Consider the following 23,779-nt stretch of genomic DNA (forward strand, 5'->3'; position numbering starts at 1 on the left):
CGGCAGACGAGGCCGGGCGCTTTGGCGCCCGGCTTGCCATTCATTGTGCGATCGAAAGACCCGTCGCCGAAGCGATCTGCTTGGCAGCGTCGTCGAGGGCTGCCTTTGCATCGGGATAGCCGCCAGCGAAATACTTCGTCTGCGTCGTCTTGTAGATGGCATCTGCATCCGTCTGGAAGGCAGTGCCGCGGCTCGGCACGATCTTCGGCAGGGTCGCGAGAATGTCGGCCCAGATCTTCTGGCCGCCCCAATAGGGCTGCGGCTCGTTGACGAAGGGATCCTGGACAGCTGACAACAGAGACGGCACGAGGCCGAAAGATTTCAGCATCGTGACTTGGCCCTCATTTGTGGTGAGTGCGTAGGTCAGATATTTGAAGGCTGCTTCCTTGTTCTGCGAATTGGCGTTGATCGCGAGCGACGAGCCGCCGAGATTGGCCGCATGCGGGCTGTCGGCGGTCATGCCGGGCATGGCATAGACGCCCCACTTGCCAGCCAGATCGGGAGAGCCGGAACGGATCGTGCCTTCGTACCAGCCGCCGAAGAGCTGGCTCGCCACTTTGCCGGCGGTGTTGGAGGAGATCTTCTCGTCCCAGTTTGCCGCCGTCAGCGTGCCGGCATCCTTCATCGCCTTGACTTTTTCCAGCGTCTGGACGCAGGCCGGTTGGTTGATGGTGATCGACTGGCCATCGGTCGAGAAATAGCCGCAGCCCTGTTCATTGGCGAGCATGCGGAACCATTCGCTGTCGCCGTTGAAATCAGCCTGGCCCATCACGACGCCGGGATTGGCGGCAGAAATCTTCTTGCCGGCAGCAATGAAATCGTCCCAGGTTGCGATCGACTTAGGATCGACGCCAGCCTTTTCATAGTAATCACGACGATAGAAGACGGCGACCGGCCCGGAATCCCAGGGCATGGCATAGGCGACATCGCCGACCTCGAGCTCGGTTCGCTTGAACTCGGGGAATTTCGCCTGCATATCGGCGTTATAGCCGAGGTCCTTCAAATTGGCGAAGCAATCCGGAAAACGGCTCCAGAAGATCTCGGCCTCGAAATTCTCGACCGTCACGATATCGGGAAGGCCGTCGCCGCCGGCAGCACAGGCAGCGAGCGTCTTGTCGAAGACCTGCTGATTACCAAGATCCTGAACATCGACCTTGATGTCGGGAAACTGCTTGTTGAAGCCTTCGACCGTAGATTTGAGAGCCGAAGCTGCGACATTCCAGCTCCAGATGGTAAGCGTAGCGGATTGCGCATAGGCAGATCCGGATGCAAGCAGCACAAGCGCTGTCGTTGCAGTGACGAGTTTAGAGCGCATGAAAATCCTCCCTTTTCAATTGCCGTCGCTGAGCGAACGTGACTAATCTAGCGCTGCGGGAATGGCTGTCTCATAAAAAGGGAATATGGAATTGGCGGAAAGTAAGGTCGTCGGCAAACCTGTTTACCAGCCCGGTGCCAGCACCATTGAAGGCATGCCGATGGCACTTCAGATGTTTTATGCCCATCCGCCGGTCATGGCGATGCCGCACTGGCATGCTCAGGTCGAGGTCAATTACATCATGCGCGGCAGTGTTCACTATCGCATGAATGGCCATGAAGTCAGCCTCAGGGCTGGCCAGATGTGCCTGTTCTGGGGCGGACAGCCGCATCAGATGGACGATTCGTCGGATGATTCCCTCTATGCCGGCGCGCATCTGCCGCTTGTTTATTTCTTCAGAATGCGCCTGCCTCCGACGATAGGCACTCGCCTGATGAAAGGAGAGATGCTGCTGACGTCTTCGACCGACGCGGCGGATGAAGCGAATTTCCCGCGTTGGTATGATTATGCCAGGTCCGGCGACCTGCGGAAGACGCAACATGCCGTGGACGAACTGCTTCTGCGCATCGAGCGGATTGCGCTCGATTCCTACTCGATGATACCTGGAAATATCGCGGACGAACTTGAGCAACCCAACGCGCAATTGTCCCGCAGCGTTGCTCGCATGTGCGACTTCATTGCGAGCAATTTCTTGCAGGATATCGATACCGTCGAGATTGCCCGCGCGGTCGATCTCCATCCGAAATATGCCATGAACCTGTTCAAGAAGACGACCGGCATGACGATAAGTAAATATCTCAATTTGCTGCGTCTTTCGCATGCCCAGGCACAGTTGATGGGCGAGGGCTCCAATGTGCTCCAGATCGCGATGGACAGCGGTTTTGGATCGATCAGTGCCTTCAACAAGTCGTTCCGCAATATAGCCGGCATGTCCCCGTCCGACTTCCGCCGGGATATACGCTCAGTGATAGGGAATATCTCCGTCGCCGGTTGAGATGCCGTGAACATGCCTCTCAGAACCGGTCGCGCTTGGAACGAGCGACAGCCGGGCATCGTTGTCCTGATGTCAGAGAGGACTGCAAAATGACGATCAGTCAGGATGCCTTTCGTGTGTGCATCACCGGTGGCGTGCAAGGCGTCGGCTATCGCGCCTGGACCCGCGGCCAAGCCTTGCAACTCGGCTTAACAGGCTGGGTGCGCAATGAGGCCGACGGCTCGGTCAGTGCTTTGATTGTCGGCCCTCAAGGCGCTACCGGTGCCATGCTGGAGCGTTTCTGGAGCGGTCCCTCCGGCTCCTCCGTATCCGACGTGAAGGCGGAGGAAGCAACACTCGATGAGGTGCCGAACGACTTTCGTATCGTCCGATAGCGATCAGGAGAACCTGTGTTCTTTACCTGCGAGCGGCGAGGCGAATTGTATTTCTCCGATCATCACCGAGCGATCGCCGTCTGTACGTACGATAAGCGTCTGCAGTTCCGGAACATCGAGATAGATTACCGTATCGGCACCGAGTCGCTCGATATGGCGTACTTTGCCCTGCCATTTTCCTTCGGTGGATGAAAGCGCGATATGCTCGGGCCGGATACCGTAGATCCGGCAGCCTTCCCGAGTTGCAATCTCTCCATCGAAAAGGTTCATCTTCGGTGAGCCGATGAAGCCGGCAACGAAGGGGCTGGCCGGATTGTTGTAGAGCGTCATCGGCGTTCCCACCTGTTCAATCTGTCCGCCGTTCAGGACGACGATCTTGTCGGCCATGGTCATCGCCTCGACCTGATCATGGGTGACATAGATCATGGTCGCGCCGAGCTTGGCATGAAGCTCGGTCAATTCGATGCGCATTTGCGAGCGCAGTGATGCATCGAGGTTCGACAGCGGTTCGTCGAACAGAAAGACTTTCGGATTGCGGATGATTGCCCGGCCGATCGCGACACGCTGACGCTGACCGCCGGAGAGCGCCTTCGGCTTACGATCGAGCAGATGCGAAAGCTGCAGAACGTCGGCGGTCTGCTTCACCCTTTCGGCAATTTCCGCCTTGGGGCGCTTTGCGAGCGACAGGCCGAAGCCGATGTTCTCCGCAACGGTCAGATGCGGATAGAGTGCATAGGACTGGAAAACCATGGCGATGCCGCGCTCGGAAGGCTCGGCATCGGTCACGTCCTTGCCGTCGATGAACACCTGCCCCGATGTCGTCGTTTCCAATCCGGAGATGATGCGCAGAAGGGTCGATTTTCCGCAGCCGGACGGGCCGACGAAGACGCAGAATTCGCCTGGCTCGACGGTGAGATCGACGCCCTTCATGACCTCCAGGCTGCCAAAACTCTTGCGGACACTTTCGAGAACAACTGATGTCATGGCTATCCCTTGACTGCACCGGCGGTCATGCCTGCTACGATCTGACGGTTGAAGAAGATGAAGACGATCAGGGGCGGAATGGTCACCAGAAGGATGTTCATGAACAGCAGATTGAACTGCGTCTGGAACTGCCCCTGAAAGTTATAGAGCGTCAGCTGCACGGTGACGTTCTCGCGGCCCGGCAGATAGTAAAGCGGGTTGGTGAAATCGTTGAAGATGGCAATCGACTGAACGACGATGACCGTGACGGTAACCGGCTTCAAAAGCGGCAGGATGACGCGAAAGAAGATCTGGAACGGCTTTGCGCCATCGATGATCGCAGCCTCGTCGAGATCCCGCGGGATCGTTGCGATGAAACTGCGAAACAACAGAACGGTGAAGCCCAGCCCATAGGCGACCTGGATCAGCACCATGCCCGACAGCGTCTTGAACAGGCCAAGCAGTTGCAGCACCCAGATGGTCGGGACAACCGCTGGCGGGATCATCAGGCCGGCGAGCACGCAGCCATAGATGACCGTATTCCAGCGTGAGGGGCGGCGCTGCAGCACATAGCCGACCATGGCGCCGAACAGCACCAGCAGGGTGACGGCGGCCACCGTGATGATGGTCGAATTAAAATAGGCGAGCAGCAGCATATAGTTGCGGGTCTGCACGACCTCCATGAAATTCTGCCAGAGCTGCCATTCGACCGGCCAGTTGAATCTCAGCGTCGCCGCATCCTGTTTCGTTTTGGCGGCGGTGATGAAGATGAAGAGGAAAGGCAGCACGAAGATCGCGCCGCAGGCGGCCAGCGCCGCAATCCCGGTATAGAGCTGGCGCCGGCTCATAGGTCCACCTCCTTGCGATTGAACCAGGCCGTCAGCGGCAGGACGATGAGGCCGATGAGCAGGAAGAGGATCACGTTACCGGCGGTCGACAGGCCGTAGAAACCTGCCTGGTATTGCTTGTAGATGACGCTTGCGAGCACATCCGACGAAAAACCGGGACCGCCGCGGGTCATCGCCCAGATCAGGTCGAAGCTTCTGAGCCCGCCGATCAGCGAGAGCGTCACGACGGTGACGGTCGCAGGCCTGACCAGCGGAACCGTGACGCGAAAGAACATCTGTCGGCGGGTCGCGCCATCAATGCGGGCGGCCTCATAATAATCCGGGCTAATCGAGGCAAGACCGGCAATATAGATGACCGTCGCAAGCCCGATCCCCTTCCAGAGGTCGACGAAGACGATGGAATAGAGCGCAAGGGCCGGGTCGGTCAGCCAGCCGGGGCCATGGATGCCAATGGCGGCGAGCGCCACATTGATCAGCCCGCGGGTCGGATGCATGAGCACCGAGAAGGTGATGCCGACGCCGATTGTCGATACCAGGACCGGAAAGAAGATCACGGTGCGCAGCAGGCCTTGCCCCCAGAGGCCTGAGGTCAGCAAGACGGCGAGCAGCAGACCGAGCACCGTTTTTGTGCCCGAGGTCAGGACGGCATAGATGATCGTATTGATCAGGCCCTGGATCAGGAAGGGCTCTCGGAAGAACTGCCGATAGTTCTCCAGGCCGATGAACTGCGTGGTGAACAGATCCCAGCGCGTCAGGCTGAACCAGAAGGATGCGATCGTCGGGGCCAGGAAGAGAACAGTGAACACCACCGCCGCCGGCAGCACGAACCAGTAGGGATAAGGGGACTTGCGTCTTGTCATACGGACACCTTGAGGCGTCCCCCATCCAGCCCGATGGACCTGGATGGGGGATCGGCTGGGAGGTTACCAGTTCGGCAGGCCAAGCTGCTTGGCTTGCTTCTCGACATCCTGGTCGTAGAGGGCAGCGGCGTCCTTGGCGGAGCGGATGCCGGTTCCGACCTCGACGGTGATCTGCTCGAGCGCCGGTCCCTTGACGGGCGAGAGGAATTCGAGCGCCGGACCATTGCGTCCCGCCGTCTCGAAATAGGGAAGCATATCGGAAACGGCCGGTGGAATATCTTTCGGCAGTTCGCAACCCTTGACGAGATAGGGACCGGATGGGACGGCCTTTGCCATCAGGTCGCAGGCTTCCTTGGAGCCGACAAAATCGAGAAATTTCTTGGCTTCCTCGACATTTGCGGACTTTGCGGAAACGTAGAGCGCCGAGGGCATCCAGACCGTCAGGCCGTTTTTGGTGGCGTCGGTTCCAGGCTGGGCGAAGAAGCCCAAGTCCTTGAGGTTGTCAGGGAAATTCTGTTGAACATTGCCGATGCCGAAAGTGAGGTTTGGATAATGGGCGGCTTCGCCGGTAGCGACCATGCGCATGCCGTCATCAAAGGTCGCCGCTCCGAAGTCCGCATTGAGGTAGCCGCCCTTGGCCACCTCCTCGAGATGCTCGAAGCCGCGCAGCGCTGCCGGCGTATTGGCATATTTGACCTTGTTGGCAGTATAGTCGTCGGCGAAGTTCGGAACCTCGGACTGCACGTTGTAGAAATCGGCCAGCACGAAGAGCTGCGAGGTCCAGGTCGTGCCGTAGGTCTGCGCCACGGCAACCTTGCCGGCTGCTTTGATCTTCTCGTTGTTGCTCATGAACTCCGCCCATGTCTTCGGCGGCGTCAGCCCGAGATCGGCGTAGATCTTTCTATTGTAGAAGATGCCACCGCCCATCGCCGAGCCGAAGGGGATGCCACGGACATGCCCGTCAGGACTGGTGACGACCTTCTTGAAGCTGTCCTGAATGCCGGCTTCCGAGGGAAGATCGGAAAGATCCGTGATCGTTTCCTGCGGTTTCAAAGCCTGGAAGAGCGAACCGCTGTTATATTGGAAGACATCGGCCATTTCGCCGGTCGCGAGCCGGGTCTTGACGATGTTGTCGCCCTCAGAGCCGCCGGCGCGCTGCTCGACGTCAAAGGTAACGTCCGGGTGCTTTTCCATATAGGCCTTGGAAACGGCATCGAACGAGGCAATGGATTCCGGATTGGTATCGATCAGCACGCTGAGGGTCACATCCGCATGTGCCACTCCAGCGGCAAGAGCCATGATGCTGGCTGCAAGGATGCTGCACTTCGTCATTCGCATAGTCATTTCCTCCTCTTGAAGACCGGAATGCGTTGGCTACCTGCTCGCGGGATTTCACCGCGAGCGACCACATCAGATGGAAAATGTTATTTTATGCTCCCCCGCAACGAGCCTGATATCCTGACCTTGCTCGACTGTGGCGCCATTCGCCTTCAACGCCTTACGGTCGCTTCGGCCCTGCAGGCGTGCAGTAACACCCGGCGGCAGCACCAGACGGCACGTGACGAAACCCTCCTCCAGGGTCCATCCAGCTTCGATACGGCCAAAACGCGTGTCATGCCAGGCTGAAACCGGCGAGAGAGCAGGTAGGATTGCCGGATCGAAGGCAATCTCCTCAAAGCCCGGCTTGTCCTCCAGCGGCTTGATCCCGGCAACGTCTTCGAAGAGCCATTGGCAAACGGCGCCATAGGCATAATGATTGTAGCTGTTCATATCGGGATCGTAGATCGTCCCATCTTCGGCGAGCGCATCCCATCGCTCCCAGATCGATGTCGCGCCGTGCTCGACCTGATACAGCCATCCCGGAACCTTCCGGTTCAGGAACATCTTTTCGGCGAGGTCCAGCATGCCGAGCCGGGTCAGAGCCGGCAGCAGGGCAGGGGTGCCGATGAAGCCCGTACCGATGACGCCGTCAGTTTCTTCAGCCACCCTGCGAAAATAACCGCGAGCGGCCTCTTCATATTCGGATGGGACGAGGCCATGGAGAAAAGCCAGAGACCATGACGTCTGGTCGTTATGGGCAATGCGGCCGGAGGGCGAGAAGAACTCGTTCCTGAAAGCCGCCCTGATCTCGTCGGCGCGTTTCTCAAGCCGCGCAGCTTCGACGGTTTCGCCGAGAATACGTGCGATCTTCGCCGTCAGCTGAGTGGAAATGAAGTGGTAGAGGGTGGCTGCGCAATCGTCTGCCACGGTCGGGCGCGGCTTCCTGTTATCGCCGACCGGCTGGAGCCAATCGCCGAATGTGAAACCATGCGCGCCCCAGACGGCGGGCGGACGGATGATCGGCCCATCGGAGATCCCCCAAAGATAATCGAGCCAGCGCAGCATGGCCGGAAAACATTCTTCCAGGACCGCGCTTTCGCCGTAATGCAGGTAGAGCTGCCAAGGAATGATGACGATCGCATCGCCCCAGCCGGTCGAGCCCGCCCATTCGCCACGGCCGCTGATTGGGTGCAGTCGCGTCGGATCGGGGGAGAAATGCGAAACGGCGCCATCGGCGCGCTGGTCGTGGATCACATCGCGAAGATATTTCTTCAGGAAGGACTGGCTATCGGCGAGCCAGCAGGCGGCCCCGGCAAAGACCTGCGCATCGCCGGTCCAGCCGAGGCGCTCATCGCGCTGCGGGCAATCGGTCGGCACTTCGATGAAGTTGGAGCGCTGCGACCAGATGGTGTTGTCGACGAGCCGGTTGACGGCGGCAACGCCCGAGGTGAAGCCGCCGGCTCTGACCGGCACCGAGGTGACCGGCACCATGGTAATAGCGACGAGCTCGGCCTTGCCGGTCACAGTGATGCGCGCATAACGGAATCCGAAGAAGGTGAAGAGCGGGGCATATTCTTCTTCGCCCTCACCCGAGAGGGTGTAGAGAAGTTCGGCGCGTGCGCTGCGATAGTTGCGGTTGTCGAAGAAGCGATCCGGCCCGAGCACCTCGGAATGCTCGACGCGCACCTGCGCGCCTGCAGTACCTTTCAGGCGCAGGCGGACATAGGCGCCGGCGTTCTGCCCGAAATCATAAACGGTGCGCCCATCGGCCTCCGTCCAGCTGTCGATCGGGGCGAGAGCATCCAGTTCCTTGACCGCACCGGTTTCGTGCGGCACCAGCGAGGCCTTATCGAAGGAAAGGATGTCGACACCATAGTCATCGTGGGGGCGGATACGGGCGTCGTAATCTTCACCGTAATAGATCCCGTTGCGAACAACGGGAGTGAAGCCGCTCTTCCAGCTGTCATCCGTCTTCAGGAGCAGTTCGCCGCCGGCTCGCAATTCTGCGATCGCGGCTACCCGCTCGCCCCAGCAATTGACGATTGGATTGGCAGCCCACATCAGCTGGCTGCGATACCAGCCATCGCCGAGCCAGATCTCGATGCGGTTGCTGCCGGGCTGCAGGAGCCTGGTGACGTCATAGGTCTGATAGGCGATGCGGTCGTCGTAGCAGGTCCAGCCGGGTGTCAACAGGTCGCTGCCCACGCGCTGACCGTTAATGAAGGCGCGGTAGAGGCCGAGTGCCGAAATGCGCAGTGTTGCTTCTGCAGGAACGGTATCAAGCATGAATTCGCGCGACAGGAAGGTGCCAGCTGTTGCCTGTCCGCCATCGCAGGACGGACCGATCATCGATGCTGTAAACTGGAAAGCAGACCCCGCAAGCCCGTCCTCCCCGGCGATGCCATGGGTCGAAATAGTCCTCATTCAGAACCTCCCTCAACCGCCAATTCCTCCGACGGCCGCTCCGTGTGTATCGTTCTATGTATATCATTCTACATTCTCGATTGCCGCGCAAGAGCTTTTGTGCCAATAATTTTAGGACACTTTTGGTTGAGGCAATTTGGAATGAAAAATCAGGCGATTAACGCGACGAGAGACAGGATCACGATCCGCGATGTGGCGCAGGATGCCGGCGTCTCCGTCGCTGCGGTGTCGAAGGTTTTGCGCAATGCCTACGGTGTCAGCGACATCTTGCGGACGAAGGTCGAGACCTCCATCGAAAAGCTGAATTATCGTCCGTCTGTGGCGGCACGCGCCATGCGCGGCCGCACGCAGACGGTCGGCATCCTGGTGATCGAATTGTCGAACCCGTTCCTTGCGGGTGTCATCGAGGAAGCCAACGGCACGCTGGCGGAAAGCAGCTTTAAGTCGCTGATCGGGATAGGCCGCTCTACGAGCCCGATCGAGGCTTCGATGATTGAATCGATGATCGATAATCGTATGGATGGTGTACTGATTATTGCTCCCAGGATATCGGGCAAGGTGCTGGAGCGCTATGCGCGTCAGATCCCGATCGTCGTCATCGCCCATCACGAGCCGCATGCCCAGACCTACGACACCGTCAATTCTGATGATCGCCGGGGCGCCACTCTGGCAGTGGAAGCGGCGTTGCGGTCCGGCTACACGGATATCGCCATGCTCGGTTATGACCTTGCGGATTCACCGCCGACCATTGTCGCCGTGCAGCGCGAGAAGGGCTATCTTGACGGCATGAAGGCGGCGGGGCTGGAGGCCCGCATCCTTCGCCTGCCTTTGGTAGGAACCGACCGTCGAGCCGCGATCGATGATTTTCTGGTCTTGAAGGACCGTCCGCGTGCCGTTTTCGTCTGGTCCGATCTCGATGCCGTTCCGCTCATCAATGCCGCGCGCATGAGCGGCCTACGGGTTCCGGAGGATCTGGCGATTATCGGCTATGACAACTCTCCGATGGCGGCGATACCGCTCGTCGGCCTGACCAGCGTGGATCAGAATGCCGCTGAACTCGGCAGAACTGCAGCCAAGACGCTGCTCGGCAGGATCGACGGCCGTGAAGAAGCCCGGCATCTGCTGATCGATCCGCATGTCGAAATACGCGGAAGCACTTGAAGGGCAGGTGGCTTCTGGAAGCTGGCGAGATTATGCGACAAAGAACGCCGTCACGATTTTGAGTGACTGGCTGATTCATGCGCCCGCGGCGGCAGAGTATCGGCAATCTCGCCTGTCATCGATGGGATCGCTGGCGCTTAAAAGCGCCAAGCGTACCGATCGAAACCAACGGCGTTAAGGGGTTTCAACCCGATGGAACCACCTTGGCTCCGGCTGCCTGACTGCGTATTGGAACGCGACTGCGCAAGCGGCGACATATTCCTGCAGGTCCATTTCATTTGGTGAGCCGTCCGATTAATCGTCCGTTCATTTTACGGCCGCTATTGACCATTATCCGCCATTTCGAACAATTCACGTTTGAATGTAGACTGTCTCTCAGAAGCAATGAAGATGCCCAATTCGAAACGCTCGTGCCCCTGCTCGCATCCAGTTCCGCAAGAATGCATTCGTCGGACACGAACCCAGTAGAAGGTAAAGCTATGACGTCTCAAAATCTTGTAGGCGCTACGAGCGCGCATGTTCAAGCATCTTCCGCTGATCCCGATTTCGGCATCCGCGCATCTCTGTTGTCGAACGAGCAGCTGAGGGTCAAGGCTGCGCAGTTTGCAGAAAGCCGCGCCCTTGATGTGGCGAGTTTCAAGAATTTCGATTTCTTCCAGCGGCATCGGGAGAACGAAGCGGAGATATTGAGGGTCTATCGCGCTGCCGCTGCTGACGTCGATGCCGGCGAGAGCATCACGCCGGCCACCGAATGGCTGCTCGACAACCACTACATCGTCGAAGAGGCGATCCAGGAAGTCCGTCGCGACTTTCCGAAGAAATTCTATCGGGAGCTGCGCAAGATCACACTCGACGGGACGGAAGTGCCGCGCACGCTGGCACTCGCCTGGCTCTATATGGCGCATGCCCACAGCAATATCAGCAATGCAGGCATGACCGCCGTTACGGAAGGTTTCCAGGACAAGGAGACGCTGCGTATCGGCGAACTCTGGGCGTTGCCTTCGCTCGTCCGTTACGTTCTAATTGACAATCTTCGTCACGTTGCGGCACGGGTCCATAAGGGCAGCGAAATGCGCGGCAGCGCCAACGCAGCGGCGACCCAGGCGATTGCGCTCGGCGATTCCGGGGCCGCGGGTTTCCTGGAGACGCTTTCGGCCAATCTCGACGATACGACCTTCGTTACCCAGCTGCATTATCGCCTGCGCAATGCGCTGGAGCCGACCGAGGCCGCGCTCAATTGGCTTGAGGCCAAGCTCGTGGCGAGGGGGACGGACGCCGAAGCTGTGATGTCGGCCGAGCAACTGCGTCTTGGGGCGGCCAATGCCCTGATGGGCAGCATCATCAAGAGCCTGCGGGAGATCAACGATACCGACTGGTCCGAATGGGTCGAAGAGGTCAGCACCATCGACAAGCTGCTCTGGCAGCAGACGGATTATGCCGAGCTCGATTCCGGCTCCCGCAACAGCTATCGCCGCCAGATCGAAAAGCTTGCGAAGCGCTCCGACAAGACGGAGATGGATATCGCCGAGGCGGCCGTCCGCTTGGCCGACCGCCCGAAGGCGGGAAGCCAGGATCTTTCCGCGGCAGCCGGCAATGTCGGCTATTATTTCGTCGGCAATGGACGCCCCGCTCTCGAAGCAGAGATCGGCTTCCGGCGGCCGCTCGGCCTGCGGTTCATGCGCGTCATCCGCAAGCTGAACTGGCTGGCAATCGCCGTGCCGGTGCTGCTCCTGACGCTGCTGGCGCTGGTCATTACCGAAGCGGTTTTCGTCGATGCCGGGATGCCGCTTTTCGCGACGATCGTGCTGCTGTTGATGTTCGCGCTTCCGGCCTCCGAAGGAGCGACCGGCCTCTTCAACTTCTTTGCTACCTTCTTCATCACGCCCGATCGTCTGGTGGGTTATGAATTCAAGAAGGGCTTGCCGGCGGAAGCCCGCACACTCGTCACCATCCCTTGCCTGATCGGCAAGCGTGAGCATGTCGATGAACTCGTCCGCAACCTCGAGGTTCATTATCTCGCCAATGCGCGCGGTGAAATCTATTACGCGCTTTTGAGTGATTGGCCGGACGCGCAGGAAGAACAGAGCGCCCGCGATCTCGAGGTGCTCGACTATGCGTTGAGCAAGATTGCCGATCTGGAGGCACGTTATGCCGAAGACGGCAAGCAGCGCTTCTATCTGCTGCATCGCCGCCGCCAATATAATCCCGCCGAAGGCGCCTGGATGGGCTGGGAGCGCAAGCGCGGCAAGCTGCATGAGCTCAACATGCTTCTGCGCGGCGAGCCGAACACGAGTTTCCTGCCGGGCGCCGATGTCGTGCCGCAGGACGTAAAATATGTGATGACCCTCGACAGCGACACGCGTGTCGTCCGCGACACCGTGATCAAGCTCGTCGGCAAGCTGCACCATCCGATCAATCGCCCGGTCTTCGACGAAAAGAAACAACGGGTCGTCGATGGCTACGGTGTGCTCCAGCCCCGTGTGACGCCGTCGCTCACGACAGGCAAGGATGCATCGACCTTCCAGCGCGTCTTCTCGGTCAACCGCGGCCTCGACCCCTATGTCTTTGCCGTCTCCGACGTCTATCAGGACATTACCGGCGAAGGCACCTTCACCGGCAAGGGCCTCTATCACGTCGATGCCTTCGAGGCCTCGCTGAAGGGCCGCATCAAGGAAAACTCGGTTCTCAGCCACGACCTGCTCGAAGGCTCGATGGCGCGTTGCGCACTGGTGACGGACTGCGAGCTGGTCGAGGACTTCCCGATCCGCTATGAAGTGGAAGTCTCGCGCCAGCATCGGTGGGCGCGTGGAGACTGGCAGCTTCTGCCTTATATCTTCGACGATCGGCGCGGCGTCACTGCACTCGGCTGTTGGAAGATGTTCGACAACCTGCGCCGCTCGCTGACGCCGATCGCCTGGTTCCTGGCTTCCGTTCTCGGCTGGTACTGGATGGACCCGCTCGGCGCGCTCATCTGGCAGATCCTCTTGATCTTCAGCCTGTTCGTCGCACCGACCCTGTCGCTGATCAATGGTATCATCCCGCGCACCAGCGACATCATCCTGCAGGCGCATCTCCACACGGTCTGGAAAGACATCGAGAATGCCAACGCCCAGGTGGCGATGCGCATCGTCTTCATCGCCGACACCGCCTGCGTGATGGCCGACGCCATCATCCGCTCGCTCTACCGCCTCTTCGTCAGCCGCAAGCTGATGCTGCAGTGGCGCACTGCCGCAAGCGCCCAGGCGATGGCGCAGACCACCATCCTCGGTCATTATAAAGTCATGTGGCGGGCTCCGGTGCTTGCCATCCTGGCATTGCTTTTCGTCATTTCCTCCGGCGACAGCGCCTGGATGGTCGGCCTTCCCTTCGTTATTCTGTGGATCCTCTCGCCGGCCATCGCCTGGACGGTCAGCCAGACGGCGGAAACTGAAGACCGGCTCGATGTGCCGGAGACTGTCCGCAACGAATTGCGCAAGATCGCAAGGCGTACCTGGCGCTATTTCGACCACTTCGTGGTTCCCGGCCAGCATTACCTGCCGCCGGACAATGTCCAGCAGACGCCGCATGCCGTCGTCGCCATGCGTACCTCGCCGACCAATATCGGCGTCTACCTGCTGTCAGTGATTTCGGCGCGTCGTTTTGGCTGGATTTCCTTCGAAGACGCGGTCAAGCGTATCGAGCAGACGATCGAAACCGTCGACAGGCTCGAGAAATATCGCGGCCACCTCTTCAACTGGTATCATACCGACACGCTGAAGCCGCTCGGCCGCCGATATGTGTCGTCGGTCGACAGCGGCAATTTTGCCGGCCATCTGATTGCAGTATCGTCGGCCTGCCGCATGTGGGCGCAGTCTCCGCTTGCTCACATTCATACCGATCTCGACGGCATTGGCGATGTTGCGGCCATTCTTCGCGAGGTGCTGAACGAGCTTCGGGAGGAAGATAAGTCGGTCCAATCCCTTCACGATCGGCTGGATGGCCGAATTGCTGACCTCGAAAGTGCGGTTGCTACCGGCAAACGGGAAAAGGAGTTCTCTTCGGGCCTAATCGAGCGTTTTGCCGGGCAGGCGCGAGAAATCAAGGAACTAGCCGGCAGCCTCGACCGCGAAGTCAAGACCGCGCAGAGCGACGAGGTTGTCCATTGGGCGGAAAAGCTCGTGGCAACCTGCGAGCTTCATCTGACCGATAAAGCTTTCGATCCCTCGCAAGCGGACGCCATCAGCGAAAGGCTCACCCGTGTCGGCAATCGTGCCCGCGAAATCGCTTTTGACATGGATTTCAGTTTCCTCTATCGCCCCGAGCGCCGGCTGCTGTCGATCGGCTTCCGGGTCGAGACGGAAGAAGTCGATGCGGCCTGCTACGATCTGCTTGCCTCGGAAGCACGACTGACGAGCCTGTTCTCCGTTGCCAAGGGCGATCTTCCGACTGAACACTGGTACAAGCTCGGCCGTCACGTCGTGCCTGTCGGCCCGCGCGGGGCGCTCGTCTCCTGGTCCGGTTCGATGTTCGAATATCTGATGCCGCCGCTCGTCATGCAGGAGCGCAGCGGAGGTATTCTCAACCAGACCAACAATCTGATCGTTCTCGAACAGATGAACTATGCTCGCAAACTCGGCACCCCCTGGGGCATCTCGGAAGCGGCTTTCAATGCCCGCGACCACCAGATGAACTATCAGTACAGCAATTTCGGTGTGCCGACGCTCGGCCTGAAGCGCGGCCTCGGCCAGAATGCCGTCATCGCGCCTTACGCTTCGCTACTGGCGAGCCAATACCACCCGGTCGCCGCACTCGAAAACCTCAACAGGTTACGGGCCGTCGGCGCGCTCGGCATGTATGGCTTCCATGATGCCGTCGACTTCACGCCAACACGCGTGCCTGAGGGTAAGCAGTGTGCCGTGGTCTACAACTACTATGCCCACCATCACGGCATGTCGATCGCAGCGGTTGCCAACGTCGTTTTCGACGGCATGCTGCGTGAGCTTTTCCATGCCGATCCTGTCATCGAGGCAGCCGAACTGCTGCTGCAGGAAAAGGCGCCGCGCGACATTCCCGTCATGGCAGCCAAGCACGAAACCGATGCGCCGGCGACCATCCAGGGCGACCTCATGCGTCCGGAAGTGCGCCGCCTGGAAGACCCGGCATCGCGCGAACGCGAATTGCTGCTGCTGTCCAACGGTCGCTATTCGACCATGCTGACGGCAACCGGTTCCGGCTACAGCCGCTGGAAGAACCTTTCCGTCAACCGGTGGCGGGCCGATCCGACCGAAGACCGCTGGGGTTCCTTCATCTTCCTGCGGGACACCGCGTCCAACGAATGGTGGTCTGCGACGGCGGAGCCGCGCTCGATCGCCAACGAGCACGTGCGCGTCAGCTTCAGCGACGACAAGGCGGAGTTCATCAAGACCGTCGGAGAACTGACGAGCGAGATGGAGGTCTTCGTCGCCAGCGATCACGATGCGGAAGGCCGCCGTCTGACGATCTCCAATACCGGCACGGAAGATCGCGTTATCGAAGTGACCTCCTATATGGAGCCGGTCGCGACACTCGATATCGTCGATACAGGCCACCCGGTCTTTGCCCGCATGTTCCTGAAGACCGAGATTGCCGCAGCCGGCGATGCGATCTTCGTCGAGCGCCAGAAGCGTGGCCTCACCGATCCCGATGTCGCCATCGCGCAGCTGATCGTCGATACATCAGGCGAAAACGGCCCGACGCAATATGAGACGGATCGAATGCGCTTCCTCGGTCGCGGCCGTACCCTGACCGAAGCTGCCGCCTTCGATCCGGATGCCAAATTGTCAGGCACCGACGGCTTCACCATGGATGCCTGCGTGTCGCTGCGCCGTACGCTTCGTGTGCCGGCCGGCGAAAAGGTCAGCGTGACTTTCTGGACCGTTGCGGCAGCCGAACGCGCCGAACTCGAATCGGCGCTGGAGCACTATCGCCAGCCGGAAAGCTTTGCCCAGGGCCTCGTTCAGGCCTGGACGAGAACGCAGAGCCAGTTGCGCCAGATCGGCGTCAACTCGAAGGAGGCAGCCGCCTACCAGCGGTTCGCGCGCTACATTATCTATCCCGACATGGCGTTACGCGCCGACAGCAAGACGGTCCGCGAGGGTCTTAAGTCCCAGTCCGTTCTCTGGGGAGCAACGCTCTCGGGTGATGCGCCGTTGATGACGTTGCGCATCACCGACGAGCTCGGCACCGATCTCGTCAAGGAACTGTTGCGGGCTCAGGGTCTCCTGCAGTCGCGCGGCGTCGAGGTCGATCTCGTGATCTTCAACGAACGTGCCGGCGAGGCGGCTGCGGAAATGCAGCGCACGATCGATCAACTCTGCGATGCGGCGCGTCATGCAAGCGAAATTGCCGGTATTCAGCGCAACATCTATGTGCTGCGCAAGGACCTGACGACACCGGAAGCCTATGACGCCATCATTGCCGCCTCGCGCGTCGTACTGCGGGGCCGTGACGGCAGTCTTGTCGACCAGTTGCAGAAGGCTCGTTCCGTTGCCGGTTCACCTGCGCTCCTCGGCCAGTGGGGTGATTCCACGCTGGTGCCGAGGATGGTCCGCGGCCTGGCTTCGCCAGAACCGGTCGACGGCAGCGATCTCGAGTTCTGGAATGGCTATGGCGGATTCGCGGCCGATGGCAGCGAATATGTTGTGCGCCTGTCGGGCGGCGAACAGACGCCGCATCCGTGGGTCAACATCATGGCCAATGACAGCTTCGGCTTCCATGTCTCGGCGGAAGGCGCTGCCTTCACCTGGAGCCAGAACTCACGCGATCACCAGCTGACACCCTGGACCAACGATATCGTCACCAACCGACCGGGCGAAGCCTTCTACCTGAAGGACCTCGATCGGGGTTCGGTCATCGTGCCCTATGCGTCTCTGGCGCAGCGCTCCGACACGCGCTTCGAAGCCCGTCATGGCCTCGGCTACTCGGTCTTCTCCACGGTTCAGGACGAGATCGTCCTGGAGGTGACGCAGACCCTGCATATGCAGAAGTCGGTCAAGCTCACGCAGCTGCGCATCCGCAACGATGCCGACGAGGCACGCAAACTGCGTCTTTATGGCTATGCCGAATGGATCCTCGGCAACAACCCGACGAAGAGCAAACCCTTCATCATCTCCAGCTTCGACAGCGCGAGTGGGGCGGTCTTCGCGAGCAATCCGTTCAGCGTGAGCTTCGGCACCCGTGTTGCGGCCTTTGCCGCAAGCGAAACGCCGTCGAGCGTTTCCACCAGCCGTCGCGAATTCATCGGCCGGCACGGAACGATCCAGCAGCCTCGTACCGTCTCTGCCGGCTCGCGTCTCTCCAACGCTCTGGATCTCGATGGCGATCCGGCCGCCGCCATGGCCTTCGATCTGACAATCGGGCCTGGCGAGGTCCGCGACATCTGCTTCTATATGGGCGATGCTGCCTCGCAGGAGGAAGCGGCTGCTCTGATTGCCGAGATCCGTTCCGTCAGCTTCGAAGAAGTGCTCGGTCAGACGCGTGACTTCTGGAAGAACTTTACCGGCAAGACGCGTGTTTCGACACCGGATCAACGCCTCGATTTCATGGTCAACAGTTGGCTGCCCTATCAGACCTATAGCTGCCGCATCATGGCCCGCACCGCTTTCTATCAATCGAGCGGCGCGTGGAACCTGCGCGATCAGTTGCAGGATTCGCTGGCTTTCCTGCTGCATTCGCCTGATATCGCTCGCAAGCAGATCCTCAATACCGGCCGGCGCCAGTTCCCGGAAGGTGACTTCCAGCACTGGTGGCTGGCAGACAGCGGCGCCGGTGTGCGCACGAACATCTCCGACGATCCCGTCTGGCTCGCCTATGCCGTCGATCAATATTGCACGGCGACCGGCGACAGCTCGATCATGGACGAGATGCTGCCCTTCGTCGAAGGCGCGCCGCTCAGCCCCGGCCAGTATGACGCCTTCCTGCAGCCGCGTGTTTCGGAGGAAACCGCATCGCTTTACGAGCATGCCGCCCTCGGTCTCGATCTCGCGATCAAGCGTACCGGCGTCAACGGCCTGCCGCTGATGATGAGCGGCGATTGGTGCGACAAGATGGACCGTGTCGGCATGGCCGGCCGCGGCGAAAGCGTCTGGCTCGGCTGGTTCCTGGCCGGTGCGTTGCGCCGTTTCATTGCCTATGCTGAAAGCCGCGGCGACACGCAGCGTGTCAGCCACTGGACCGCACATCTCGAAAAGCTCAGGAACGCGATCGAAACGGCCGGCTGGGACGGCGAATATTATCGTCGCGGCTATTACGACAACGGCGTGCCACTCGGCTCCAGCCAGTCCGAGGAAGACAAGATCGATTCGATCGCTCAGTCCTGGAGTGTGCTGTCGGGCGAGGGCAACCCGGAACGCAGCGAGATGGCGATGAAAGCCGTCCTCGACAACCTCGTCGATGAAGATGGCAAGTTCATCCGTCTCCTGACGCCGCCTTTCGTCAAGCCGGTCAACGACCCCGGTGTGATCAGGGCCTATCCGCCCGGCGTTCGCGAAAACGGCGGCCAGTACACTCATGCCGCCGCCTGGGCAGTTCTGGCGCTCGCCCGCATGGGTCACGCCAACGATGCTTGGCGGGCCTTCGAAATGCTGAATCCGATCAATCACTCGCTCGATAAGGCGTCTGCGGAGGTATACCGCACTGAGCCTTATGTGATCGCCGGCGACGTCTATGGCGAAGGCGCGCTCAAGGGCCGCGGCGGCTGGAGCTGGTACACCGGGTCGGCCGGCTGGCTCTACCGTGTGGCAATCGAGGGCATCCTCGGCATCCACTCAGAGAATGGCCGCCTGCACGTCAAGCCGGTGCTGCCGGACGGATGGAACGGCTTCTCCGCCGAACTCGACCTGCCGGGCGGGAAATATCAGGTTTCCGTTTCGAGGGTGGATGCGGACCGCTGCTCTGTGACCATCAACGGCATGGCGCTCGATGATCTGAATGAAGGATATCTGCTCGCGGCCAAATGAGAACTTGCTGCGGGGGCAGATCGACTGGTGTCACTGCCCCGGCGATCGCGTGATCTGCGTTATTCAGTCCGTCGGCAAAGTGAAGACAGCGCAGGGATCGGCGATGCCCCGCAGCCGATGTTCGCCCAGGGGAACCAGATGTGTCGTCGTCTCCGCGGCGAGCGCACCTGATATCAGTACGCGATGACCAAGGGACTTGCAGAGCCCTTCCAGCCGGCTGACAAGATTGACGGCCGGGCCGATGGCGGTGAAGTCCAGCCGATCGGCGGCACCGATATTGCCCCAAAGCATTTCGCCGAAGTGCAGAGCCGCGCCGAAGGGTAGCGGGGGCAGGCCCTGTGCCTGCCGTGCGGCATCAAGATGGGCCATGCCGGCACAAGCCGCCGCGACGGCGCGTAGCGATGCTTCGCAGGCCTCGCCGGGCGTGCCGGTAACGGGAAAGATTGCTAAAACACCGTCCCCGATGAACTTCAGCACTTCACCTCCGAAAGCGTGCACTGCGCCTGCAACACGATCGAACCAGGCGTCGAGCGTGGCGATCATGGCAGGGGGCTCGGTCGCTTCGGAGAGCGCCGTAAAGTCTCGCAGATCTGCGCAGAGCAAAGCGGCGCGAATGGTTTCACCGCTGCTGCGGCCGAGCGCTCCAGCCTGCACCTGCGCGGCACTGCGTTTGCCGAGATAGGCCTCCAAAAGAGTTGTCAACGCCGTTCGTGCGGTCAGAGCCGACAAGGGTGCCGCTGCGAAACGCGCGGCCTGGTTCAGCCGATCCGCCTCGGCAGGACCGAACGGCCGGGATGCGGCCCAGCCCAATATTGGGCTGTCAGAGCCCCGGCCGATCTTTCCTTCATATATTGGCCCAAGGCCGGCAAGCCAGTCGTCCGCAGACTTGTTGAGCGGGCTGCCGGCAAAGTCGAGCGCCTCGATGACTGCGTCGGTTTCTGCCCGCCACAACCAAGTGCGGCGCGCAATGATCGGGTGCGGAACGGCGAGAGTGAGAGCCCCACCCGTAAGTGGCAGGCCATCTGCAAGCAAGTGGCGGCCAAGCTCGGCTATGAATTGTTCTGGGCCGGACGAGGCGCTGGCCTCATCGATCAACCAGGCAAGGTGGGCGGGCAAATCCATGCTTCGATCATGCCATAGCGGTCACTTGATGTCAGCCAGGCGGCTGCAACAGAACGGCGAGTCGATTTCATTCGGCAAGAGGTCGTTTTCTTCATCAATTCGGCTTCTCGCTCGATTGAGCAGCGTGGTTATGTCCGACCATGAAAGGGATCGGGGCCTGGATCGCGTCCAGCCGCCACCGTGCTCAGCCGATCGAGGTAGTGAGCCCAGCCCTCGGCATGGCCGGCGCATTGTTCGGCATTGGGCAAGCCGGTATGTGTCAGACGCAGGAGTGTCCCATCCGGCTGCTCGATCAGGTCGATCTCGACCAGGCTCGATCCCGGCGGCACCACCTCGCTGCCGTCCCAGCCGAAGCTATAGGCCAGACGATGGACCGGCACCACTTCGCGAAAAGAGCCGCGAGCGAAACGTGCGCCGGTCACATTGACGAGATAGAGCCCTCCTGGCTGCGGCTCGACCTCCGCCTCCGTTCCCATCCAGCGAAGGATCTTTTCCGGATCCGTCAGCAGGGCGAACACCGCCGCAGGCGGCGCGGAAAGATGCGTTTCGCGGCGTACGACGAGAGCCTCTTGCATCGCTTTCTCCCAAATTTGGTCGGCGTCGACCGAATGTACGACGCGATAACCTCGAGTATCTTAGGAGGAAGATCGCCCGCAGCAAGGGTATCATCAGCTGGCAGCGCTTGAATTGTGGAGAGCGCTCAGCTCTCGCTTGCCGCCTTGAGTTTCACTGATTTCGAAGAAATTGGAGGCCGTGAGCGTGTCTACGAATGACGGCGCGATCGCGAATCTGCCTTTTCAACATCGTTCCAGACCTGAACATCGACCTTCATGAGTTTGAAGAAGAGCCGCATCTCGTCGTCGCGCACGCACATCATCCCAGCCAGCGTGTCATCGTTTGCCCTCCTGAAGTGGTCGACGATCGGTTGCTTGTCATAGATCATTGCAGCGCTCGCGGTCTGCTCGAATGTCCGAATCTCCAGAGCGGCTGTCGTAGCTTGCGCGCGGAATGCCTTCTGAATATGCGAGAACAGATTTCGGGCAAGGGAGGTCCGTCCGAGCGGCGCAAGTCTGATCGCAAGCCGGACGGGGACCAAGCGCGGATCGATGGCGACGAGCTGTCCCGGCAACCACTGAAAGAGCAGGGGATCCGCCCGCATGTCGGGATGAAAGCGCTTGCCGAACCATCGCAAATTCTCAAGAACGCCGTCCAGTGGATGTCCTGACGGAACGCCGACACCCCTCCACAGTCCGATCATCTCGACAGGGTCGACAGGTTCGAGCGAGCGAAACCAAGCCGTCATGTCTTTCTGCAGGTTCGTTTGCACGGGTCACCTTTTCTCATGTTCGCTCCGGAGAACGATGCAACGTCTGAACCCGAACGTTCCGAGGATCAATTCTATCTCTATCCGGAACTTTCGAAGTCGGCGCCGGTTGAACCGGATAGGAAAAGCTCCAATCGCGAGACGGCGCCCGGTGTGTTGGCTTTATTGCAGCCTCTCATCCTGGCGTTGGCGACCGCAAGCGGCGTTCATCCCTCGAAAAACCGCCGCGCCCAGAACCGGTTCCGACATGCGATTGGTCGACGCAATGAGGCTGCTTATGACCAAACTCGACAAGCAACATCGCGAACATTTGCAAACACCTCCCAATGCCCCGGAGAACAGGACCGGACGCGCGCCGCCTCTCAAGGAGTCGAGCGAGCAGGATGCCATAAGGCCCGGCATCAATGATCCCCGGCTGATGCCGATTGGCAAACCGGGCGTTCGCGTTCGTGAAGGGAAGTGACGATCTCCCCGTAGCTCAGCGCAGTTGGCTGTCTCGGGAGCAGGGAGTGACACCGATGTGTATTTTACGGCCCATATCCCTGACCAGGCGTTCGATTCATCGCCTTTCCGGTAGGTCTGTCCTTTTTGGACTTGCCTTCGCGTTACTCCTTGCTGGACCCCAGGCTGCTATCAGTCAGATGGACAGCAAAGGGCCGCAACCGGAGTGTGAAGCAGATAGCCAGTCGTCAGTCGGCAAGGATCGGCAGTCGGAAAATCGGGGGCCGGAAGGCCAAACATCTCGTTGCAAGGGCCTGCTGGCGCCTCCGCCGACTGGCGATCGTGGGTTGGTCGAACCGGCTCCCCCCACCGAAGACATGCCGGTCATTCGACCGGACGAGCTTCCCCAACAAGTTCCCGGTACCAAACAGCAGTAAACGATCCATCTGCAAGCGACAGCAAATCTCGTTTTCGGTACTTGCTCAACGAGCTAGCGAAGCAACTTCAGAGAGCCCGTCAAGGATCTCACCCATTTCGCCGGTCCGGCAAGACCCAGTCCGTCAATCACTTCTTCGTTCAGGTCCCGCTGCGGAAAACTGCGCTGATAGTCGGCGTAATCGTGCAGTGAACGCGCGAAACCAGGAAACGGTACGATGGCGCGCTCCTCAGGTTGATTCAGCGCCTTCAGCATGATCTGACGGATCGTCTGCCCGTCGGCCTGCAGTATCAGCACAGGTCGGTTGGAGACGATATCGGTCGTCCTGCCGGCACGGTCGCTGAGCCTTTCAGCACCGAGGAGTGGCATCTTGGCGCCCATACCTATACCGATGGCGCTGACGGTATTTGCAACAAAGGCTGGCGGAAGCTTGGGATCGACGACAATGGCAATGCGGATATCGGGGAGCATGGGAAAGACCTGAAATTGCGATGGTCACAGCCTAAGCGATCACACCAGAAGGATCTTACCTGATATTGCTATCCAGCGCCGAGATTTGGTAACCTTCACCTGGATCATGGGATATGCGGGTAGATATTACCGATGACGACATTCGAGCCGGTTGCGCTGAAAATCCTCTCAAGCTTGCAGGATGAGGGGCGGCTGACAAATCAGGAACTGTCTGAGCGGGTCGGCATGTCGACGTCTCCTTGTTGGCGAAAGGTACGTCAACTCGAAGAGACAGGCGTGATCCGGGGTTACAGAGCCGATCTCAATCGGCGCAAACTCGGGCTCGGTGTCCTCGCCTTCATCCGGGTGAAAATTGACAGCCATAACGAGACGGAAGCAGATGCCTTTGCCACCGAAGTTGCACGGCTGCAGGAGGTTGTCGCCTGCTACAGCATTGCCGGAGACTCCGATTTTCTGCTGCAGGTCGTCTCTGCCGATCTGGATTCCTATGCCGATTTCGCAATGTCGGTCGTGCGCCGCCTGCCGCGCATCAAGGAAATGCAGACTACGTTTGTTCTCAAGGAAATCAAATCGTTCGAAGGCTTCCCGGTAGGACTTTAAGAGGCTGATCCGACCAAGAATCATTGGAATAGCCGTCCAGCTGATGCTGGACGGCTTGATCGTGCTGAAAATTAGGCCGTCATGGCTTCAATAAAGGTTGGATCAAATCATCGCATTTTAACGACCTCAGTCTGGCTGGCTGCGCTTGCGC

At 59.8% G+C, this 23,779-nt stretch carries 16 protein-coding genes; 6 read left to right on the forward strand and 10 right to left on the reverse strand.

All coding sequences use genetic code 11. From position 1 onward, the window contains the following. Positions 1 to 40: 40 nt before the first annotated feature. The gene (locus FHT78_RS10115; RefSeq protein WP_183743049.1) at positions 41 to 1,315 is read right to left on the reverse strand and encodes an extracellular solute-binding protein; all 1,275 of its coding nucleotides are present in this window, start codon (positions 1,313 to 1,315) and stop codon (positions 41 to 43) included. Between the two features lie 85 nt (positions 1,316 to 1,400). Between FHT78_RS10115 and FHT78_RS10120 the strand changes: the two genes are divergently transcribed. Further along, positions 1,401 to 2,309, forward strand: coding sequence for a helix-turn-helix domain-containing protein (locus FHT78_RS10120; RefSeq protein ID WP_183743051.1), 909 nt, complete (start codon positions 1,401 to 1,403; stop codon positions 2,307 to 2,309). A gap of 89 nt (positions 2,310 to 2,398) precedes the next feature. Continuing rightward, the gene (locus tag FHT78_RS10125; protein ID WP_183743053.1) at positions 2,399 to 2,683 is read left to right on the forward strand and encodes an acylphosphatase; all 285 of its coding nucleotides are present in this window, start codon (positions 2,399 to 2,401) and stop codon (positions 2,681 to 2,683) included. Positions 2,684 to 2,686: 3 nt separating this feature from the next. On the opposite strand, the gene FHT78_RS10130 is transcribed toward FHT78_RS10125, so the two are convergent. The 5 genes from FHT78_RS10130 to FHT78_RS10150 all read right to left on the reverse strand — a co-directional run bounded on the left by FHT78_RS10130 (position 2,687) and on the right by FHT78_RS10150 (position 9,023). Next, complete coding sequence (locus tag FHT78_RS10130; RefSeq protein WP_183743055.1) at positions 2,687 to 3,667, reverse strand: ABC transporter ATP-binding protein; 981 nt, start codon at positions 3,665 to 3,667, stop codon at positions 2,687 to 2,689. Between the two features lie 2 nt (positions 3,668 to 3,669). After that, complete coding sequence (locus FHT78_RS10135) at positions 3,670 to 4,494, reverse strand: carbohydrate ABC transporter permease (protein WP_183743057.1); 825 nt, start codon at positions 4,492 to 4,494, stop codon at positions 3,670 to 3,672. Further along, on the reverse strand, positions 4,491 to 5,354 hold the full coding sequence (locus FHT78_RS10140) for a sugar ABC transporter permease (protein ID WP_183743059.1): 864 nt from the start codon (positions 5,352 to 5,354) through the stop codon (positions 4,491 to 4,493). The genes FHT78_RS10135 and FHT78_RS10140 overlap by 4 nt, the downstream gene beginning before the upstream one ends. Positions 5,355 to 5,417: 63 nt before the next feature. Further along, positions 5,418 to 6,692, reverse strand: a complete 1,275-nt coding sequence (locus FHT78_RS10145; protein ID WP_183743062.1) for an extracellular solute-binding protein — start codon at positions 6,690 to 6,692, stop codon at positions 5,418 to 5,420. A 72-nt stretch (positions 6,693 to 6,764) separates the two neighbouring features. Beyond that, the gene (locus FHT78_RS10150) at positions 6,765 to 9,023 is read right to left on the reverse strand and encodes an alpha-L-rhamnosidase (protein WP_246715246.1); all 2,259 of its coding nucleotides are present in this window, start codon (positions 9,021 to 9,023) and stop codon (positions 6,765 to 6,767) included. A gap of 216 nt (positions 9,024 to 9,239) precedes the next feature. On the opposite strand from FHT78_RS10150, the gene FHT78_RS10155 reads away from it, so the two are divergent. Both FHT78_RS10155 and FHT78_RS10160 read left to right on the forward strand, forming a co-directional pair. After that, positions 9,240 to 10,259, forward strand: a complete 1,020-nt coding sequence (locus FHT78_RS10155; RefSeq protein ID WP_183743066.1) for a LacI family DNA-binding transcriptional regulator — start codon at positions 9,240 to 9,242, stop codon at positions 10,257 to 10,259. 479 nt (positions 10,260 to 10,738) lie between these two features. Further along, on the forward strand, positions 10,739 to 19,234 hold the full coding sequence (locus FHT78_RS10160) for a glucoamylase family protein (RefSeq protein ID WP_183743068.1): 8,496 nt from the start codon (positions 10,739 to 10,741) through the stop codon (positions 19,232 to 19,234). Positions 19,235 to 19,297: 63 nt separating this feature from the next. On the opposite strand, the gene FHT78_RS10165 is transcribed toward FHT78_RS10160, so the two are convergent. The 3 genes from FHT78_RS10165 to FHT78_RS10175 form a co-directional block, all read right to left on the reverse strand. Next, the gene (locus tag FHT78_RS10165) at positions 19,298 to 20,356 is read right to left on the reverse strand and encodes an adenylate/guanylate cyclase domain-containing protein (RefSeq protein WP_183743070.1); all 1,059 of its coding nucleotides are present in this window, start codon (positions 20,354 to 20,356) and stop codon (positions 19,298 to 19,300) included. Positions 20,357 to 20,484: 128 nt separating this feature from the next. Beyond that, complete coding sequence (locus tag FHT78_RS10170) at positions 20,485 to 20,931, reverse strand: SRPBCC family protein (protein ID WP_183743072.1); 447 nt, start codon at positions 20,929 to 20,931, stop codon at positions 20,485 to 20,487. 188 nt (positions 20,932 to 21,119) lie between these two features. Next, a complete protein-coding gene (locus FHT78_RS10175; RefSeq protein WP_183743073.1) occupies positions 21,120 to 21,659 on the reverse strand; it encodes a GXWXG domain-containing protein in 540 nt (179 codons plus the stop codon). A gap of 298 nt (positions 21,660 to 21,957) precedes the next feature. On the opposite strand from FHT78_RS10175, the gene FHT78_RS10180 reads away from it, so the two are divergent. After that, positions 21,958 to 22,143 carry a hypothetical protein gene (locus FHT78_RS10180; RefSeq protein ID WP_183743524.1) on the forward strand — a complete coding sequence of 62 codons (186 nt, stop codon included), beginning with the start codon at positions 21,958 to 21,960 and terminating at the stop codon, positions 22,141 to 22,143. A 468-nt stretch (positions 22,144 to 22,611) separates the two neighbouring features. On the opposite strand, the gene FHT78_RS10185 is transcribed toward FHT78_RS10180, so the two are convergent. Further along, on the reverse strand, positions 22,612 to 23,028 hold the full coding sequence (locus FHT78_RS10185) for a DUF2000 domain-containing protein (protein ID WP_183743075.1): 417 nt from the start codon (positions 23,026 to 23,028) through the stop codon (positions 22,612 to 22,614). Positions 23,029 to 23,160: 132 nt separating this feature from the next. Here FHT78_RS10185 and FHT78_RS10190 point away from each other — a divergent pair, with 132 nt between their 5' ends. Continuing rightward, positions 23,161 to 23,628: an Lrp/AsnC family transcriptional regulator gene (locus tag FHT78_RS10190; protein ID WP_183743077.1), complete on the forward strand. Its 468-nt coding sequence runs from the start codon at positions 23,161 to 23,163 to the stop codon at positions 23,626 to 23,628. Positions 23,629 to 23,779 lie beyond the last annotated feature (151 nt).

Origin of the sequence: Rhizobium sp. BK196 (assembly GCF_014193255.1) — a bacterium.
GTDB lineage: Bacteria > Pseudomonadota > Alphaproteobacteria > Rhizobiales > Rhizobiaceae > Rhizobium.

What these genes read in the sequence shown, in the direction of transcription:
- FHT78_RS10115 (WP_183743049.1), bottom strand. Translation starts at nt 1,315, where the DNA reads ATGCGCTCTAAACTCGTCACTGCAACGACAGCGCTTGTGCTGCTTGCA.
- FHT78_RS10120 (WP_183743051.1), top strand. Translation starts at nt 1,401, where the DNA reads ATGGAATTGGCGGAAAGTAAGGTCGTCGGCAAACCTGTTTACCAGCCC.
- FHT78_RS10125 (WP_183743053.1), top strand. Translation starts at nt 2,399, where the DNA reads ATGACGATCAGTCAGGATGCCTTTCGTGTGTGCATCACCGGTGGCGTG.
- FHT78_RS10130 (WP_183743055.1), bottom strand. Translation starts at nt 3,667, where the DNA reads ATGACATCAGTTGTTCTCGAAAGTGTCCGCAAGAGTTTTGGCAGCCTG.
- FHT78_RS10135 (WP_183743057.1), bottom strand. Translation starts at nt 4,494, where the DNA reads ATGAGCCGGCGCCAGCTCTATACCGGGATTGCGGCGCTGGCCGCCTGC.
- FHT78_RS10140 (WP_183743059.1), bottom strand. Translation starts at nt 5,354, where the DNA reads ATGACAAGACGCAAGTCCCCTTATCCCTACTGGTTCGTGCTGCCGGCG.
- FHT78_RS10145 (WP_183743062.1), bottom strand. Translation starts at nt 6,692, where the DNA reads ATGCGAATGACGAAGTGCAGCATCCTTGCAGCCAGCATCATGGCTCTT.
- FHT78_RS10150 (WP_246715246.1), bottom strand. Translation starts at nt 9,023, where the DNA reads ATGATCGGTCCGTCCTGCGATGGCGGACAGGCAACAGCTGGCACCTTC.
- FHT78_RS10155 (WP_183743066.1), top strand. Translation starts at nt 9,240, where the DNA reads ATGAAAAATCAGGCGATTAACGCGACGAGAGACAGGATCACGATCCGC.
- FHT78_RS10160 (WP_183743068.1), top strand. Translation starts at nt 10,739, where the DNA reads ATGACGTCTCAAAATCTTGTAGGCGCTACGAGCGCGCATGTTCAAGCA.
- FHT78_RS10165 (WP_183743070.1), bottom strand. Translation starts at nt 20,356, where the DNA reads ATGGATTTGCCCGCCCACCTTGCCTGGTTGATCGATGAGGCCAGCGCC.
- FHT78_RS10170 (WP_183743072.1), bottom strand. Translation starts at nt 20,931, where the DNA reads ATGCAAGAGGCTCTCGTCGTACGCCGCGAAACGCATCTTTCCGCGCCG.
- FHT78_RS10175 (WP_183743073.1), bottom strand. Translation starts at nt 21,659, where the DNA reads ATGACGGCTTGGTTTCGCTCGCTCGAACCTGTCGACCCTGTCGAGATG.
- FHT78_RS10180 (WP_183743524.1), top strand. Translation starts at nt 21,958, where the DNA reads ATGACCAAACTCGACAAGCAACATCGCGAACATTTGCAAACACCTCCC.
- FHT78_RS10185 (WP_183743075.1), bottom strand. Translation starts at nt 23,028, where the DNA reads ATGCTCCCCGATATCCGCATTGCCATTGTCGTCGATCCCAAGCTTCCG.
- FHT78_RS10190 (WP_183743077.1), top strand. Translation starts at nt 23,161, where the DNA reads ATGACGACATTCGAGCCGGTTGCGCTGAAAATCCTCTCAAGCTTGCAG.